This is a genomic window from Chryseobacterium sp. (assembly GCF_022712095.1).
In the GTDB taxonomy this organism is placed as follows: Bacteria; Bacteroidota; Bacteroidia; order Flavobacteriales; family Weeksellaceae; genus Chryseobacterium.
Genome location: NZ_JALAHD010000130.1, coordinates 1 through 15,239 on the forward strand (window position 1 = coordinate 1; position 15,239 = coordinate 15,239).

Consider the following 15,239-nt stretch of genomic DNA (forward strand, 5'->3'; position numbering starts at 1 on the left):
CTATAAATATTGTTTGTAGATTTAAAAACTTTTGCATTATATTTGTTATAAACATGGACCATGAAAAGCAATTTATTGATTTTGACTTTTGGTTTTTTTATGCCAGTTTTGGGATCGGCGCAAACAGCCCCGGATTTTAGAGAACTTTTAGACAGTGCTATGGTTCGTGATTCTGATCTTAAAATGCAGATTACCCAAAATAAACTTACCGACCTTGATGAACATAAGCTGAAAGATGCTTTTCTTCCTACATTAGGACTGAGCGGTCAAATTGGATACCTCAACGGAACAGCGCGCACTACTTCTCCTGAAATTAATATTCAGCCCTTCATTCATATTCCGGAGGGACAGTTTAATAATAACCTGAACGTTTCAGGATTCTCAGGAATTGCAAAAGCAGATGCTAAAATGCTGGTGTATTCCGGGGGAAAAGTGAAGTTGTTGAGAAAAGCAAATGAAGAGAAAAAAATATCCGAAGACATTCTTCTTGAAAAAACACGAGATGAGGTAGTCGCAAATGTTTCCAAAGCTTACGACCAGCTGGCATTAATTCATCAAACTAAAAATGTGCTCGATGAAGCAAAGAAAAGGTTGGATATTAACCGGAAAACAGCCGATAAGGCTTTAGGTTATGGTCTTATTACTCCATATGATCATAAAAAAATTGAATTAGCTCAGGCTACGCTTGATGCTAAAATGGTAGAATATGAAGGAAAAAAAGAACTTCTTCTCACCCAGCTCTATATTTTAACAGGAATTGATAAGGAGCGTCTGAGATTAATCGTTCCTGTATTATCACCTATTGAGCTGCTTGCACCTGAAAAAGGAATCGAACAGAGAGCCGAGATCCGTGCTCTCGAACATGGAATCACTGCGGCAGATTTTAAGATAAAAGCAGAAAGAACCTGGAAAATTCCTAAAGTTCAGCTTATGGCTTCTGCTTATTATATAGGATTGTACGGAAGCAGGATCAAAACTTCAGAAAATGTAATTCCGGCCATTCCGCTGATTGGTTATCCCGGAGCAAAATTAGACTGGCGTCCCACCAATCTGAACATCTTTCCTCTTGTAACTGCTGGCGTAGGTTTCCAATGGGAAATCTTTGATGGAAGAGAAGGAAAGCATGCAGAAGAAACAGCTAAAATCGGAAAGGAAATTTTGCAAAATCAAAAAGAAGACGCATTGAAAAAACTTACTCTCAATTTAGCTAATAATCAAACCAATTATGATGTTGCTGATGCGCAGATCGCACTTAAAAGTAAAGAAAAAGAATTGGCTAGAAATGCCTTGATACAGGCAGAAAAAGAATTCAGATATGGTGTAAGTAAATCCTCTCAGCTTATCGAAGCGGAAAACGATCTGGAAGCAGCTGAATTAGAATATCAAAACGCTATTTTTAACCAGCGACGGGCCGGAATAGAACTGATGAGATCTACTCAGGAACTGGATGTTACAAAAATTTATTAATTACCCTTAAATTTAAAACGATGCAAAAATATATATCTCTACTATGTATTGCTCTGTTCTTCTTGGAAAGCTGTGAGAAGAAACCAAAAAACCTGAATGACTCCGAAGGCAAGGTTCAGAAAGAAGTTATATCCTTTGCTCCGAAAGTAACAGGAAGGATATTAAAAATTTATGTAACGGAAGGTGAATCTGTGAAAAAAGGAGATACGCTCGCTTTACTGGATGTTCCTGAAGTTTCAGCTAAAATTGCTCAGGCAGAAGGTGCTGTAAGTGCTGCTGCTGCACAGGAGCAAATGGCCAAGAACGGGGCAACGGCTGATCAGTTGAAGCAATTACAGGCTAAATATAAAGGGCTGAAAGAACAATATGATTTTGCTCAGAAATCCTTCAGAAGAGCTTCTAATATGTACAGGGACAGTCTTATGTCTCCGCAGGCCTATGATGAGATCTATGCTAAACTTCAAGGAGCCAAAGCCCAATATGATGCCGTGGTGGCGGAATTGGATGATGTAAAAAGAGGAACCCGCTTTGAAAAAGTGGAAATGGCTGCCGGACAGGCTTCTCAGGCTAAAGGAGCTTTGCAGGAAGCTCATGTTGCTTACTCAGAGAGGTACGTTATTGCGACGAATGATATGGAAATTGAGACCATTAGTCTTAATGCCGGAGAATTGGCTACCGCGGGATATGCACTTTTTAACGGATATATTCCGGACAGTACATATTTTAGATTTACAGTTCCTGAAAGTGAGATTTCAAAATATAAAAAAGGACAGAATATAGTTCTACAGGTAGTTTATAATAAAGAAAACCTAGAAGGAACAATAGTGTATATAAAACAGCTGACACGATATGCTGATATTACAACACCTTATCCGGATTATCAGCTGCAGGACGCTATATATGAAATAAAGGTTACCCCCAAGGATATGAATAAAGCAAAAAATATCCTGGTTAATGCTAATGTGATTCTGAAATAATTACCTATGAAAGAGTTTTTTCGTCTTTTAAAACGGGAGTTCAAAGTATTCTTAGGTAACTCTACATTACGGACCGTATTCTTTCTGGCTCCATTTGTGTATGCTACACTATTGGGGCTTGTTTACAAAAGCGGAAAAGTGGAAAATACACCTGTATTAGTTGTAGATAAAGATAATACACCGCTTTCCCGTCAGCTTACGGAAATGCTGGAGGATAATAAAAGTATCAAAGTAATCAGGTTTATTCAGGAACCGCTAAGTATAAAAGATGAAGTGATACGCTACGAAGCGGCAGCAGTTGTAATGATTCCTTCAAGATTCGAAGCAGATATGCTTCAGAAAAAATATCCTGAGCTGAATGTTTATATTAATACAGGGAATGTTCTGACTGCTAATTTTGCCTCGAAAGCCCTTCAGCTTACCATCGGAACATTCTCCGCAGGAGCTTCTATTAAGGCTTTGCAGAAGATGGGGATGCCCGCAACTCAGGCAGCCACACAATATGAACCTTTTAAAGCCAATTATATTACCCTGTTTAACACAGCGGGTAATTACCTGATCTTTATGTGGCCTGCGATGTTAGCTGTAGTTTTACAACAGATCATATTACTGGCGATGGCTGTGAGCTTTGCAGCGGAATTTCAGGGAGAAACTTTTGTGAAAGAATATTATAAAATGCGCAGGTGGGCTTTTCCTACCATGCTCATTAAAGTAATTCCTATTTGGATATTTTCCATTCTTATTGTGCTTATGTATTACTTCATGCACATGATTTTTAAAGTGCCTATGCCGGAAGGTGTATTCAATTTTACCATTCTCACAGCAGTGTTTGTAGGGTCCGTATCTTTTATGGGGGTTTTTGTAAGTATTCTTGTGCCAGATGCATTGAAGGCGACACAAATTCTTATGGTAATCGCTTCACCTGCTTTCATTATCAGTGGCTATACCTGGCCGCTTAATGCAATGCCGGCTGCTGTTCAGTTTATTGCGAATATTATTCCTTTAACTCCTTTTTTAAAGGCATTTAAAATATTATTGATTCAGAAAGGCTCTGTAGAACTTACTTTTCCCTATCTGAAGCATTTAGGAATTCTCCTTTTAGTTTATCTTATTTTAGGCTGGATTGCCCTCAAAATAAAACTCTGGCTCATTTTCCACTATGTAAAACCTGTGAATGCTCAGGATGATACTTTTGAGGAAATATCATAATGGGATACCATCTGTTTAGCTAAATTTTTAAATATCGGTAAAATCACACAAAAAACTGATATATTTGTTTTAAGTAATTTTTAGAAAAATGGAAAACGTTTTTGATAGTAAAGACGCTCAGAATTATATTGACAGAATTAATCACCTTAGCCCGGAATCTCAGGGGTTATGGGGTAAAATGTCGGTAGATCAGATGTTGGCTCATTGTAATGTGTCCTACGAAATGGTGTATGAACCGGAAAAACATAAAAAGCCAGGAGGAGTTGCCAAATTTATATTGAAAACCTTTGTAAAATCTAAAATAGTGGGAGAGAAAAGTTATCCTAGGAACGGACCGACTTCGCCTCAGTTCATTATAAGTGATCAGAAGAATTTTGAAGAAGAAAAAAAGAGACTGATCGGATTTATTCAAAAGACACAACAGCTAGGTGCTTCCGCTTTTGATGGAAAGGAATCTTTTTCATTTGGAAAATTAAAAGCTCAGGAATGGAATAATATGTTTGCTAAACATTTAAACCATCACTTGGCTCAATTTGGAGTATAAGGTAAAAAATGAAAAAATTATTATTTTTATTACTGTTTATATTTTCATTCAATTTTGGTCAGACTAAAGAATTTCCATTAAAAGACAAAGATTTTAGTGCTGTGATTCTTAATAAGGAAATGCTTTTTGAAGGAGTAATATCCACAGGTATTCCCTTTAAATTTAGATTCAAACAGGTAATAAAAAATCCTGAAAAACCAGACATCTATTTAGTCTCAGGTACTTCTGAAACAGAAGGTAAACAAACTGATTTTTTAGGAGAGTTGAACTTTACTGAAAAATATGATGTTAAAAATACTCCATCCGAAATGCTTCTCTTTGGAAATTTCTTTTTAGTAGAAAATGGTAAAAATGAACATTCCGGAATGTTTAAAGGGAAGTTCAGGATTCAAACCCATAAAGATGTAGCTGCCAAAGAAAATTTTTCTACTCTTACCTTTAAAGGTACATGGAGAAATTATTCCAAAACCTTGGATTATAAGGTGTGGTGGGCTAACTTTAATCCAAGTAATATTGAAAAAGTGATATTCAAATAACAACCATAACAATATGAAAAAATTATTACCGTTCCTTATTCTTGTTTCCAATTTTATTTTTGCACAAATGCCCAATATTTCCAATGTCTGGTTAAATAACAGTAAGCCTTATATAGGTACCATTGGAAATAAAAATCAGGAAATAAAGCTGAAGATCAATATTTCCGAGCAGGACAAAAAAAAAGATCAGGAATATTTTGTATCCGGATATTCCTTGGTAGATAAGGTTTATTCAAACTTTGAAGGGAAACTTAAAATTACAAAATATAAGGATTCCAAAAATAAAGGAGTAATCTATGGAGAATATGAGTTGGCTGAAGAAAACAAAGGGCAGCATTCAGGTATTTTTACCGGAAAATTTATTTATTCTTTTAAGTGGAATAAAACTTCGGAAAAAGTGGAAAATCAAAAAATAGAATTTACGGGACAATGGAAAAGCTACGATGGAAAGCTGAATTATAAAACCCATATCAAGAATCAATAAAGCATCTGAATTTTCAGATGTTTTTTACTATAAGTAATACTAAACATTAACTATATGAAATTAGGAGCATTCTCACTCAGCTTAAGTGTTAAAGATCTTCAGAAGTCTAAGGAATTTTATGAGAAATTGGGTTTTTCTCCTACGGGTGGCAGTATGGAGCAAAATTATCTTATCATGAAAAATGATACGACTTTAATAGGATTGTTTCAGGCTATGTTTGATGGAAATATGCTTACTTTTAATCCGGGATGGAATGAAAATGCCGAAGAAGTTAATCCTTTCGAGGATGTTCGGCAAATTCAGAAATACCTGAAGGAAAACGGGGTAGTGTTGGACAAAACAGCTGATGAATCTACTACAGGGCCAGAGCATATTTTTTTGAAAGATCCTGATGGGAATATGATTCTGATCGATCAGCACAGATAGACATTTCAATAACAAAAACTAAATATAGACATATTATGGCATCAGTAAACGTTTATTTAACATTCGATGGAAATTGTAAAGAAGCATTTGATTTTTATCAATCGGTATTCGGAGGTGAATATCCTTATGTAGGAACTTTTGGTGAAATGCCCTCAGGGGATTGGAAGGAAATTCCGGAAGAAGATAAAAATAAGATCATGCATATTTCACTTCCTATCTCCAAAGAGACTATTTTAATGGGAAGTGATACGGGAGGAGAATGGGCACCCCATTTTAAACAGGGAAATAACTTTTCTATTTCCATTAATGCAGATTCCAGAAAAGAGGCTGATCAGCTGTTTGGCGGACTTTCTGAAGGAGGTCAGATTACCATGCCTATGGCAGATACGTTCTGGGGAGCCTATTTCGGGATGTTTACAGATAAGTTCGGAATTAACTGGATGGTAAACTATGATGATCCTTCCAAGATTGAATCGTATCAATAAACAAATATGATTAAAAATAGTTATAGACTGGTAGAGTTTTCTATCAGTCTTTTATTTATAATAAATATATCAATGACAAGATTGATTTACATAAAAAATAATTAAATACTTAAATTCGTTGAAAATATAAAAATGAGATTTACAATTGATGAAATTCAGGAAGAGCACCGGAAAGTAAAAAGCGGTGTTGATTTCCCTAAATATATAAAGGCTATTAAAGAGAAAGGAGTAGTGGATTATATAGTATATGTCTCAGATGGGCGAGCTGTATATTTTGACCAGGATGGACAAAATGTTTCGACAGGAAGTAAATATGAAACATTAACTATTGCCGCAGAGCTTAATCTCAATGAGTTTGTGTCAAGGTTAAAACTTCATCAGCAAGGAGGAACGGATTACCTTACTTTTTGCAATGATTGTGCCCGGAACGGAGTAGAAGGCTGGAAAATAGATTTGGAAAAAATGACCTGTTCCTATTTTGATAAAGCGGAAAATGAAATTCTTGTAGAGCTCATTCCCACTGTGTAAACTGAAAACCTCTGAAAAATTTTCATAAAAGAGATTTTTTATTTATTATTGATATTTAGTATATTTTTTTATAAAACGATAGATAATAGTAATAAACTATAATAAAAAATTAAATATGAAAATTTTAAAATCATTGGCTTTTTTACTGATTTTGAGCACGGGAGGGCTGTATGCCCAGAATAGTGACCTGGGAGCCTGGTATATGTATTTCGGTAACAATAAAATCAGTGATAAATGGAATTGGCATAATGAAGTTCAGTACCGTAATTTTGATGCTATCGGAGACCTGGAGCAGCTTCTTATTCGTACAGGGATAGGATATGATCTTACGGAAAATAATAATAACGTTCTAGTGGGGTATGGTTTTATTTTAAGTAAGCCCTACGTAAATGGTGAGAAAACAGAAAATGTTGAACATCGTATTTTCCAGCAGTTTATAACCAAGCAGAAATTGGGAAGATTTAATTTACAGCACCGTTACCGTCTGGAAGAACGTTTTCTGGAGGATGATTTCAGGATGAGATTCCGTTATTTATTGGGTTTTAATATTCCGCTTACACAAAAAGATATGTTACCCAAAGCCTTTTATGCTTCTGTTTATAATGAAATATTTTTGCATTTCAATAGTCCCGTCTTTGACCGGAACAGAGTATACGGGGCCTTAGGATATATCATTAATAAAAACATGAGGATAGAAGCCGGATATATGAATCAGTTGCAGGAAAACAGAAATCGTGGACAGATCCAGATAGGATTCTATAATAACATACCATTTAATAAAAATTAAAAACATATATGCATTCAGGGAAAAGATTCAGTGCACTGGAATTTGCAGTCTGGACCAAGAGAAGTATCTATATTCTGACTTTATTATCGGCTATCCCCACCATACTTTATTATTGTGGCTGGGTTTTCCTTTCGTTTCCTTGGCAACCGATCGCCATTATGGGAACCGCAGTGGCTTTCATTGTCGGATTTAAAAATAATGCCAGCTACAGCAGGTTGTGGGAGGCGAGACAAATTTATGGTGCCATTATCAATGACAGCAGAAGTTTCGGATATATATTAAGAGATTCGTTATCTGTAAATTCATCTAAAGTAGAAGAAATGTTTCTTCGTCATTATGCGTGGCTGACTGCCCTTCGTTTTCAGCTTCGTGAACCACGTGCATGGGAAAATATGGATACGGCACAGTTTGAAGAATATGCACAGAAATATGAAGTTCCCGAAAGAGTGACCAAAATTGATGATGAATTAAAAAAGTATCTTTCAGAGGAAGAGTTTCATTACATCTTAGGTAAGAAAAACAAGGCAACTCAGCTTATGGCACGCCAAAGTAGGGAATTGTCTGAAGTATATGCTAAAAGAGAAATTAATGATTTTCAATGGTCGCAGATCAACCAGCAATTAGTGAAATTCACGGATAGTCAGGGAAAAGCAGAGAGAATTAAAAACTTTCCTTATCCAAGAAACTTCTCTTCGATTACTACCTATTTGTTGCTCTTGTTTATTGTTTTCGTGCCTTTTGGACTGCTAAAAGAATTTGATAAACTGGGCGACGGGACACTTTTTGAAGGTTACACAGTATGGTTTAATATTCCATTTTCCCTTTTAGTGACCTGGTGCTTTCATACATTAGACAGTGTAGGAGAAGCCTCAGTAAATCCATTTGAAGGAAGTCCCAATGACGTTCCTATTACACAGATCAGCCGTACCATAGAAATTGATATGAGAGATATGCTGGACGAAACTAATCTTCCTCCCGCTATTACTCCTAAGAATAATATCGTACTTTAAACTAGAATTAACGTTAAAATCCTAAAACACTATAATGATTCACACCTACGTAATAATGTCGATAGCAGTTTTACTATCTGTTATGATATTGGTAATAATAGGGCAAAGGCTGAGAGTAGCCTATCCTATATTTTTAGTAATTGCGGGCTTACTGATAAGCTTTATTCCGGAAATGCCCCGGATAGAAATAGAGCCCGATCTGGTTTTCCTTATTTTCCTTCCTCCTATTTTATTTGAAGCGGCGTGGTTTACGTCGTGGCAGGATTTTCATAAATGGAGAAAACAAATTTTTTCCATGGCTTTCGGATTGGTTTTCCTTACTTCCATAGTCGTGGCTTATCTTTCATCGTCTATTATTCCGGGACTTACGGTGGCAATGGGCTTTTTGCTTGGAGGAGTAAATTCTCCACCGGATGCCGTGGCGGCCACTTCCGTGTTAAAGCATATGAAAATACCTAAGAAAATTACAAGTATTCTGGAAGGAGAAAGTCTGATTAATGATGCTTCCAGTTTGATTGTATTTAAATTTGCTTTGGCAGCTGTTATTTCAGGGCAGTTTATATTCCGAGATGCTGTTCAGGACTTTTTCATTATGGCTATTGGAGGAGTTGGGATTGGTGCTGCTACAGGGCTTTTATTTGGAGCGGTGCTGAGGTTAATACCATCCAATTCCAATATTGATACCGTAATTACATTGATTGTACCTTATGTCATGTATGTGGGAGCAGAACATTTTCATTTTTCAGGGGTACTATCGGTAGTTGCCGGTGGTTTGTTAATGTCTTACAATTCTCACTGCTATTTAAGTCATACCACAAGGTTACAGGCAGGATCCGTATGGAGTGTACTCATCTTTTTAATGAATACCATTATTTTTATCCTTATAGGGCTGGAATTACCTGTGGTAATTGCCGGAATGAAAGATTACACTATCTCGGAGGGAATTTATTACAGTGTGATTATCGGAGGAGCGATTATACTTACCCGGATTATCTACAGTTATGCACTCATGTATTTCCCAAGGCTCTGTTCAAAAGAATTAAGGCTTAAAGTACCCAAACCCGACTGGAGGGAACCGTTTATTATCAGTTTTGCAGCGATGAGAGGAGTGGTATCATTAGCTGCGGCATTATCTATTCCGGCTATCTTACCAAATGGGGAAGCGTTTCCGCATCGTAATATTATTCTGTTTGTCACTTTTGTGATTATTTTGATTACTTTGGTAGGACAGGGACTTCTGTTAAGTCCTATATTAAAGTTGCTTAAAATAAAAGATGCCGGAAGTGAACTACCACCGGAAAAACAGGAAGTAATTTTAATGAAAAGGCTTAAAGAAACAGCCTTACATAAGATAGAAAATGATTTTGCAGAAGAGGTTGAGAAGAACAGTTTAGTACGTCACCAGAAGCATAAGCTGGAAAATGACATGATGATGATGGTGGACAAATCTCAATGTATGGCTTCTACAGGAGATTATATCGGTGCCATGAATGAAAATAAAAATATCTTAAGGCAGATTATTCAGGCACAAAGAACAGAACTTCACCAGATCAAAAGAGAAAAGATATTTGATGATGAAGTGATGAGAACAATAGAAATGCAGCTGGATTTTGATGAAGCTAAGATTACCGGATTCAGTCACAGTTAATATACTTTCTAAAAATAATGATATAAAGGACCCTATTATTGTTCGATATAAGATTAAAGCTTTTCATGAGAAAATCTGGAAGGCACTTACAGATAAGAACGAAATGAAACGTTGGTATTTTGATATACCTGACTTTAATCTTGAGATAGGAAAAGTATTTAACTTTTATGAACCTGGAGGATCTAAAAAATATCATCATCAGGGAGAAATTTTAGAAATTAGTCCTAATAAGAAGCTGAGGCATACATGGTCCTATCCTGAATTTTCAAAAGAAAAAACCATAGTGAATTGGGAGCTGAAGCCTGAAGGAGAAGAAACAGAAGTGATCCTAAAGCATGAAGGTATAGACTCTTTTAAAGAATTAGGAGAGAGCTTTACAAGAGAAAGCTTTACAGAAGGATGGAATGCAATTATAGGACAAAGTCTGAAATCTTATTTAGAGAAAAAAGACACTAAAAATCAGTGAAAATGGTAAAATATACTTCTCTCCGCCCAGTCTTATGGACAGAAAACTTTGAAGACACCATAGGTTTTTATATGCATATTTTAGGATTCAGTCTTTTGGGAAGAGATGAGGAGTGGCAATGGGCTTCCCTTTATAAAGACGATCTGCATTTAATGATTGCTGCACCTAATAAGCATGAACATTTTGAAAAAATTGGCTTTACAGGATCATTTTATTTCAATGTGGATGATGTGGATACTTTATGGGAAGAACTTAAAACCAAAGCTAAAGTTTGCTATGAAATTGAAACTTTCCCCTGGGAAATGAGAGAATTTGCCATATATGATAATAATGGGTATATATTACAGTTTGGGCAACCATTGGAATAAATTATGGATGAAGGCATAAAAATTGCTATTTTTGAGGAAATATTTTAGAAAAGAATAAATGAAAAAAAGAATAATAGTAGGACTTGCAACATTTTTATTGCTTGCTTCTTGTGGCAATAAAGATGAGCAGTTATTAAATGCGTTAAACGATTATAATATTTCTATGGAAAGCAAAGGTTATCATTTTGGTGATAAGCTTAACCTACCCAAAGAAGTGTTGGATAAGGCAGAGAGTATTACCATAAGCTTCGGAGATAAAGAAACTTCAGACCTTGTTGTTGATCCTAAATTCTTTACATTGGGGGATAACGGAATTACTTTCAATATTAAAACCAAAAGTGGAGAAACTTTAAGTCAGGATGCTACTATTAATGTTTTTGCCAAAAATCCGGAACAAAATATTTCTTATCAGATTGTTGCAGAATATCCGCATAATCCTGCCAACTTTGTACAGGGATTCCAGCTGGAAGGAAATACCATTTATGAAAGTGACGGCCAAAACGGTTCTTCTCAAATCCTGAAATATACTTTAGGAGGAACAACTCCTATTGCCTCTACTAAACAGGCTCCTGAAGATTTTTCTGAAGGAAGTACAATTGTCGGTGATAAAGTATATCAGCTGACATGGCAAAGTAAAAAAGGATATATTTATGATAAAAGTTCACTGAAACTATTGTCTGAATTTGCTTATCCTAATGTATTGGGAGAAGGATGGGGGCTTACCTATGACGGGAAAAACCTGATTGCATCAGATGGAAGTAAATTATTATATTTCCTTGATCCTGCTGATCCTTCGAAATTGATCAGATATATAGCAGTGGCAGGAAATACTCAGGCGTATGATCAATTAAACGAACTTGAATATCATAACGGATTTGTATATGCTAATGTTTGGCAGAAACCTATTATTCTAAAAATAAACCCTGCTACAGGTGAAGTTGTAGGTAAATTTGACTTTACAGACCTTGCCAAGCAGAATACCAAAGGAAGTGATGATGTTTTAAACGGAATTGCCTTTAAAGGAGATAATATGCTGATTACCGGTAAAAACTGGCCTAAAATTTATGAAGTTGCTATTAAATAGTAAAAACTTATAAGCAATTTCTATCGGAATAAAATAAAGTATGTAAATTGGTAGCGTTTCCTAAGGGAAACGCTATCTTGGTAAGGATCCTTTGAAATTATTACAATTAATATTAGTTTTTATTTTCTGTTCACTTGTTGCACAGAAAAAAGGAGCATTAGATTCCATTAAGCTCAAAGAAGCAAAAGACCTGCTTGCAGATGATTATGGTAATTTATATATCTATAAAAATAAAGACTTCAGTTTTACAAAATATGATTCATTAGGGAAGCAGATCGGCAGAATGATGTTTACTGTTCCCTATAAGATACAAAGTGTTCAGAATCCATTGAGCGTCCCTTTCTTTTCTGAAAATGCACAGGAACTGAAATTTGTAGACCAGAACCTTAATGAAATTCAGAAAGTAGATTTCAGGCAAAAGTTTGGGTTCATCAAACTGGTATATGCGGAAGACCTGCAGCAGCTTTGGCTTATGGATGAAAGCTCAAAGCGTCTTATTCAATATAATTTCCGAAATGATACGACGATTAATTCCTATCCGTTTGATGTGAACTTTGACGAGATGACAGATCTGATGGTCTATGAAAATAAAGTGTATATTCTTACTAAAAAGCATTTCCGAGTATTTACATTAAAATTTGAAAAGATTTTTGAGTCAGAATTTGAGAATGGCAAAAGATTCAGAAGAGAAAACGATGTGATTCTTATCATTGCCAATAATTCTATCGTGAGATATATTCCTGATAAAGGGTTGTTCCCTGTTTTTGAAGATCCTGATGCACAGATTGTGGATAAAAATACCCTGACATATTTTGAAGTCAAAGCGAACAAACTGTATCTTTACAGCCTTGAAGAAATAAAGAAGAAAGTTCAGCAACAGATGAACTCTGAAGAAGAGAGTAAACAAAATCCTGAAGATATCCCTAAAGCGAAAATAGAGAAAATCATGGATGAAATTAAAGCTCTTGGGTTCTGATTTTAATTGATAAATTATAAAAAATTAAAGGAAAGATATAGATATGCATATTGCAGTTACAGGGAATATTGGGGCAGGGAAAACTACATTAACAAGCATGTTGGCCAAACATTACGGATGGGATACTCAGTTTGAAGATGTTGATCACAATCCTTATCTGGAAGATTTTTATGCGGATATGAGTAAATGGAGTTTTGCCCTGCAGATTTATTTCTTAGGAAGCAGATTCCGTCAGGTAAAAGAAATCAGAGAAAGTGGTAAGAGTATTATTCAGGACCGTACCATCTATGAAGATGCTCATATTTTTGCAGAGAATCTTAATGATATGAACTTGCTTTCAGACAGGGATTTTAATAATTATACTTCTGTCTTCAATCTCATGAAATCCTTTGTGTCTGCACCTGATCTTTTGATCTATTTGAAATCAGATGTTCCGAATCTTGTCAAGAAGATCTACAAAAGAGGAAGAGAATATGAAGCTTCTATCAGTATCGAATACCTTTCCAAGCTTAACCAGAAATATGAAAAATGGATTGCCAATTATACAGAAGGAAAACTCCTGATAATTGAAGTTGATGATCTTGATTTTGTAGAGAAGCCGGAAGACTTTGGTTTTATTCTGGAGAAGATTGAAGCCGAACTGAACGGCTTGTTTTAACACTTATTTATTATATATTAAGGTTTTTATAACCTTATTTCTTATTAACTTTGATACAAAGATCTGAAACCATGCTAGTAAAAGTCTTACATAATGGAAATTGTTCAAAATCAAATGCTGTACTGGAGTATTTAGACGAGAATGGTGTTCCTTTTGAGATTATTAATATAATGGAAGACCCTCTTGGTATCCTGGAAATAAAAACAGTACTTAAAAAATTGAATCAGAGTGTTTTCCATATCATCAGGAAAACGGAAAAGCTATATATGGAGAAATTTGCCGGAAAAAGCTATTCAGAGGATGAATGGGTGAAAATATTGGCAGAAAATCCTTCATTAATACAGCGACCTATTTTAATTAAAGGATCTGTAGCAATGCTGGGAAGGCCGATAGATAATGTAAAATATTTTATTGAAAAATAAATTTTAATACGCGATAATCATAAAAAGGTCAGCAAAAACTCGCTGACCTTTTTTATTTTATAATAAGATAACCCCTTCTATTTTAGCGACTTCTTTATAGATGTTAATGACCTGATTAGCATCCAACACAAAGGCGTTAATATTACATGCCGTATATTTACCATTTTTACTTTCACGATTTCCGAGGGTAAACTTTATTCCGTCAAAAACTTTGTAAATTTCAGTAAGTTTTGCCTGATCGGTAGGAATAATGAATTTGAATAGATAATCTTCCGGAAAATCATGGTGATCTTCCAGTTTCTCTTTTAAAGATTGGTAAAAATCTTCAGGGCTTGCATGTTGATTTCCTTGAATTATATTCATTTATTGTATTTAATTATATATAAATTTACTAAAAAACTCCTTATTTTCCAAATGGTCCTAAAAGTGAATTTGAGTTTTGCTTCTCCTGTTCTTCAATGATATTGAACATTCCATCCACCAACTGCTGAGTGGCCAGAAGGCTTAAGCTGTTAGCATTAACGTTGCTGCTGCTTCCACCAAGTAAACTTCCTAAAAGATTATTGCCGGATAAAGCCGTATTAATGGTTTTTGTAATTCCGTATTCATTCATTTTAGCTTCCAGATCAGGTGCAATGGCAGCTACTAATTGCTGGGATGTTTTCTCTTTCAGCACAAGAGTGGCAGTTCCCTTTTCTCCCTGGATGATTCTTTTGACATCCTGTGCGTTTAGGTTGTTGATAGCATTTACCAGAATAGGTTTGGAAACTCCTATAGTATACACGGCCGCTTCCGCAATGTATTCTTTTTCTTTAGTTACTAGAGATGGTGATATTTTTTGAAGGACTGAATTGATTTCCTTTAACTCTTTGGGTAAAGCCTGATCTATTAAAGAATTTTTTAGAAAAGCGTTCTTATCACTATAAACTGCTGCTGTTTTATCAACTCCGTTTAATAAACTTTTTTTAATAACAGACATTCCCAGATCGGAAGTTGCGATGGTAGTGCAGGAGTTCATCATGACGTTGATGAAAACACCGGTCCCTGTAATAAGGGCTATTGCTATGATGTATTTTTTCATTGAATGATATTGCTATGGATATTTCTCAAATATTGAGCCAAAATTAAAGAGAATAATTTGTTTGGCAAATATTAATATTTATA

The 15,239-nt window shown here is 35.3% G+C and carries 20 protein-coding genes; 18 read left to right on the forward strand and 2 right to left on the reverse strand.

Features of this window, described 5'->3' with window-relative positions; all coding sequences use genetic code 11:
• Positions 1 to 60 precede the first annotated feature (60 nt).
• The 18 genes from Q0A18_RS06525 (at position 61) to Q0A18_RS06610 (ending at position 14,075) form a co-directional block, all read left to right on the forward strand.
• The gene (locus Q0A18_RS06525) at positions 61 to 1,467 is read left to right on the forward strand and encodes a TolC family protein (protein ID WP_292009340.1); all 1,407 of its coding nucleotides are present in this window, start codon (positions 61 to 63) and stop codon (positions 1,465 to 1,467) included.
• Between the two features lie 20 nt (positions 1,468 to 1,487).
• Entirely contained in the window at positions 1,488 to 2,444 is a 957-nt protein-coding gene (locus tag Q0A18_RS06530; RefSeq protein WP_292009341.1) for a biotin/lipoyl-binding protein, read from the forward strand.
• 6 nt (positions 2,445 to 2,450) lie between these two features.
• Positions 2,451 to 3,653 carry an ABC transporter permease gene (locus Q0A18_RS06535; protein ID WP_292009342.1) on the forward strand — a complete coding sequence of 401 codons (1,203 nt, stop codon included), beginning with the start codon at positions 2,451 to 2,453 and terminating at the stop codon, positions 3,651 to 3,653.
• 88 nt (positions 3,654 to 3,741) lie between these two features.
• A complete protein-coding gene (locus Q0A18_RS06540) occupies positions 3,742 to 4,197 on the forward strand; it encodes a DUF1569 domain-containing protein (RefSeq protein ID WP_292009343.1) in 456 nt (151 codons plus the stop codon).
• An 8-nt stretch (positions 4,198 to 4,205) separates the two neighbouring features.
• Positions 4,206 to 4,733 carry a hypothetical protein gene (locus Q0A18_RS06545; protein ID WP_292009344.1) on the forward strand — a complete coding sequence of 176 codons (528 nt, stop codon included), beginning with the start codon at positions 4,206 to 4,208 and terminating at the stop codon, positions 4,731 to 4,733.
• Positions 4,734 to 4,746: 13 nt separating this feature from the next.
• A complete protein-coding gene (locus Q0A18_RS06550; RefSeq protein WP_292009345.1) occupies positions 4,747 to 5,217 on the forward strand; it encodes a hypothetical protein in 471 nt (156 codons plus the stop codon).
• 54 nt (positions 5,218 to 5,271) lie between these two features.
• The gene (locus tag Q0A18_RS06555; protein ID WP_292009346.1) at positions 5,272 to 5,643 is read left to right on the forward strand and encodes a VOC family protein; all 372 of its coding nucleotides are present in this window, start codon (positions 5,272 to 5,274) and stop codon (positions 5,641 to 5,643) included.
• A gap of 35 nt (positions 5,644 to 5,678) precedes the next feature.
• Positions 5,679 to 6,128: a VOC family protein gene (locus Q0A18_RS06560; RefSeq protein ID WP_292009347.1), complete on the forward strand. Its 450-nt coding sequence runs from the start codon at positions 5,679 to 5,681 to the stop codon at positions 6,126 to 6,128.
• Positions 6,129 to 6,260: 132 nt separating this feature from the next.
• Positions 6,261 to 6,656 (forward strand): DUF1398 family protein, encoded by a 396-nt coding sequence (locus Q0A18_RS06565; protein WP_292009348.1) that lies wholly within the window; start codon positions 6,261 to 6,263, stop codon positions 6,654 to 6,656.
• A 115-nt stretch (positions 6,657 to 6,771) separates the two neighbouring features.
• Positions 6,772 to 7,443: a DUF2490 domain-containing protein gene (locus Q0A18_RS06570; protein ID WP_292009349.1), complete on the forward strand. Its 672-nt coding sequence runs from the start codon at positions 6,772 to 6,774 to the stop codon at positions 7,441 to 7,443.
• 8 nt (positions 7,444 to 7,451) lie between these two features.
• Positions 7,452 to 8,453: a bestrophin family ion channel gene (locus tag Q0A18_RS06575; protein WP_292009350.1), complete on the forward strand. Its 1,002-nt coding sequence runs from the start codon at positions 7,452 to 7,454 to the stop codon at positions 8,451 to 8,453.
• A gap of 55 nt (positions 8,454 to 8,508) precedes the next feature.
• Positions 8,509 to 10,101 (forward strand): Na+/H+ antiporter, encoded by a 1,593-nt coding sequence (locus Q0A18_RS06580; RefSeq protein ID WP_292009351.1) that lies wholly within the window; start codon positions 8,509 to 8,511, stop codon positions 10,099 to 10,101.
• Entirely contained in the window at positions 10,067 to 10,567 is a 501-nt protein-coding gene (locus Q0A18_RS06585; RefSeq protein WP_292009352.1) for an SRPBCC domain-containing protein, read from the forward strand. The genes Q0A18_RS06580 and Q0A18_RS06585 overlap by 35 nt, the downstream gene beginning before the upstream one ends.
• 2 nt (positions 10,568 to 10,569) lie before the next feature.
• Complete coding sequence (locus Q0A18_RS06590) at positions 10,570 to 10,935, forward strand: VOC family protein (protein ID WP_292009353.1); 366 nt, start codon at positions 10,570 to 10,572, stop codon at positions 10,933 to 10,935.
• A gap of 58 nt (positions 10,936 to 10,993) precedes the next feature.
• Positions 10,994 to 12,019 (forward strand): glutaminyl-peptide cyclotransferase, encoded by a 1,026-nt coding sequence (locus Q0A18_RS06595; protein ID WP_292009354.1) that lies wholly within the window; start codon positions 10,994 to 10,996, stop codon positions 12,017 to 12,019.
• 91 nt (positions 12,020 to 12,110) lie between these two features.
• Positions 12,111 to 12,995, forward strand: coding sequence for a hypothetical protein (locus Q0A18_RS06600; protein ID WP_292009355.1), 885 nt, complete (start codon positions 12,111 to 12,113; stop codon positions 12,993 to 12,995).
• A gap of 43 nt (positions 12,996 to 13,038) precedes the next feature.
• A complete protein-coding gene (locus tag Q0A18_RS06605; protein ID WP_292009356.1) occupies positions 13,039 to 13,653 on the forward strand; it encodes a deoxynucleoside kinase in 615 nt (204 codons plus the stop codon).
• Positions 13,654 to 13,724: 71 nt separating this feature from the next.
• Positions 13,725 to 14,075: an ArsC/Spx/MgsR family protein gene (locus tag Q0A18_RS06610; protein ID WP_292009357.1), complete on the forward strand. Its 351-nt coding sequence runs from the start codon at positions 13,725 to 13,727 to the stop codon at positions 14,073 to 14,075.
• Between the two features lie 57 nt (positions 14,076 to 14,132).
• On the opposite strand, the gene Q0A18_RS06615 is transcribed toward Q0A18_RS06610, so the two are convergent.
• On the reverse strand, positions 14,133 to 14,438 hold the full coding sequence (locus Q0A18_RS06615; RefSeq protein ID WP_292009358.1) for a DUF493 family protein: 306 nt from the start codon (positions 14,436 to 14,438) through the stop codon (positions 14,133 to 14,135).
• A gap of 40 nt (positions 14,439 to 14,478) precedes the next feature.
• Positions 14,479 to 15,156, reverse strand: coding sequence for a DUF4197 family protein (locus Q0A18_RS06620; RefSeq protein WP_292009359.1), 678 nt, complete (start codon positions 15,154 to 15,156; stop codon positions 14,479 to 14,481).
• Positions 15,157 to 15,239: the final 83 nt, after the last annotated feature.

What these genes read in the sequence shown, in the direction of transcription:
- Q0A18_RS06525 (WP_292009340.1), top strand. Translation starts at nt 61, where the DNA reads ATGAAAAGCAATTTATTGATTTTGACTTTTGGTTTTTTTATGCCAGTT.
- Q0A18_RS06530 (WP_292009341.1), top strand. Translation starts at nt 1,488, where the DNA reads ATGCAAAAATATATATCTCTACTATGTATTGCTCTGTTCTTCTTGGAA.
- Q0A18_RS06535 (WP_292009342.1), top strand. Translation starts at nt 2,451, where the DNA reads ATGAAAGAGTTTTTTCGTCTTTTAAAACGGGAGTTCAAAGTATTCTTA.
- Q0A18_RS06540 (WP_292009343.1), top strand. Translation starts at nt 3,742, where the DNA reads ATGGAAAACGTTTTTGATAGTAAAGACGCTCAGAATTATATTGACAGA.
- Q0A18_RS06545 (WP_292009344.1), top strand. Translation starts at nt 4,206, where the DNA reads ATGAAAAAATTATTATTTTTATTACTGTTTATATTTTCATTCAATTTT.
- Q0A18_RS06550 (WP_292009345.1), top strand. Translation starts at nt 4,747, where the DNA reads ATGAAAAAATTATTACCGTTCCTTATTCTTGTTTCCAATTTTATTTTT.
- Q0A18_RS06555 (WP_292009346.1), top strand. Translation starts at nt 5,272, where the DNA reads ATGAAATTAGGAGCATTCTCACTCAGCTTAAGTGTTAAAGATCTTCAG.
- Q0A18_RS06560 (WP_292009347.1), top strand. Translation starts at nt 5,679, where the DNA reads ATGGCATCAGTAAACGTTTATTTAACATTCGATGGAAATTGTAAAGAA.
- Q0A18_RS06565 (WP_292009348.1), top strand. Translation starts at nt 6,261, where the DNA reads ATGAGATTTACAATTGATGAAATTCAGGAAGAGCACCGGAAAGTAAAA.
- Q0A18_RS06570 (WP_292009349.1), top strand. Translation starts at nt 6,772, where the DNA reads ATGAAAATTTTAAAATCATTGGCTTTTTTACTGATTTTGAGCACGGGA.
- Q0A18_RS06575 (WP_292009350.1), top strand. Translation starts at nt 7,452, where the DNA reads ATGCATTCAGGGAAAAGATTCAGTGCACTGGAATTTGCAGTCTGGACC.
- Q0A18_RS06580 (WP_292009351.1), top strand. Translation starts at nt 8,509, where the DNA reads ATGTCGATAGCAGTTTTACTATCTGTTATGATATTGGTAATAATAGGG.
- Q0A18_RS06585 (WP_292009352.1), top strand. Translation starts at nt 10,067, where the DNA reads ATGAAGCTAAGATTACCGGATTCAGTCACAGTTAATATACTTTCTAAA.
- Q0A18_RS06590 (WP_292009353.1), top strand. Translation starts at nt 10,570, where the DNA reads ATGGTAAAATATACTTCTCTCCGCCCAGTCTTATGGACAGAAAACTTT.
- Q0A18_RS06595 (WP_292009354.1), top strand. Translation starts at nt 10,994, where the DNA reads ATGAAAAAAAGAATAATAGTAGGACTTGCAACATTTTTATTGCTTGCT.
- Q0A18_RS06605 (WP_292009356.1), top strand. Translation starts at nt 13,039, where the DNA reads ATGCATATTGCAGTTACAGGGAATATTGGGGCAGGGAAAACTACATTA.
- Q0A18_RS06610 (WP_292009357.1), top strand. Translation starts at nt 13,725, where the DNA reads ATGCTAGTAAAAGTCTTACATAATGGAAATTGTTCAAAATCAAATGCT.
- Q0A18_RS06615 (WP_292009358.1), bottom strand. Translation starts at nt 14,438, where the DNA reads ATGAATATAATTCAAGGAAATCAACATGCAAGCCCTGAAGATTTTTAC.
- Q0A18_RS06620 (WP_292009359.1), bottom strand. Translation starts at nt 15,156, where the DNA reads ATGAAAAAATACATCATAGCAATAGCCCTTATTACAGGGACCGGTGTT.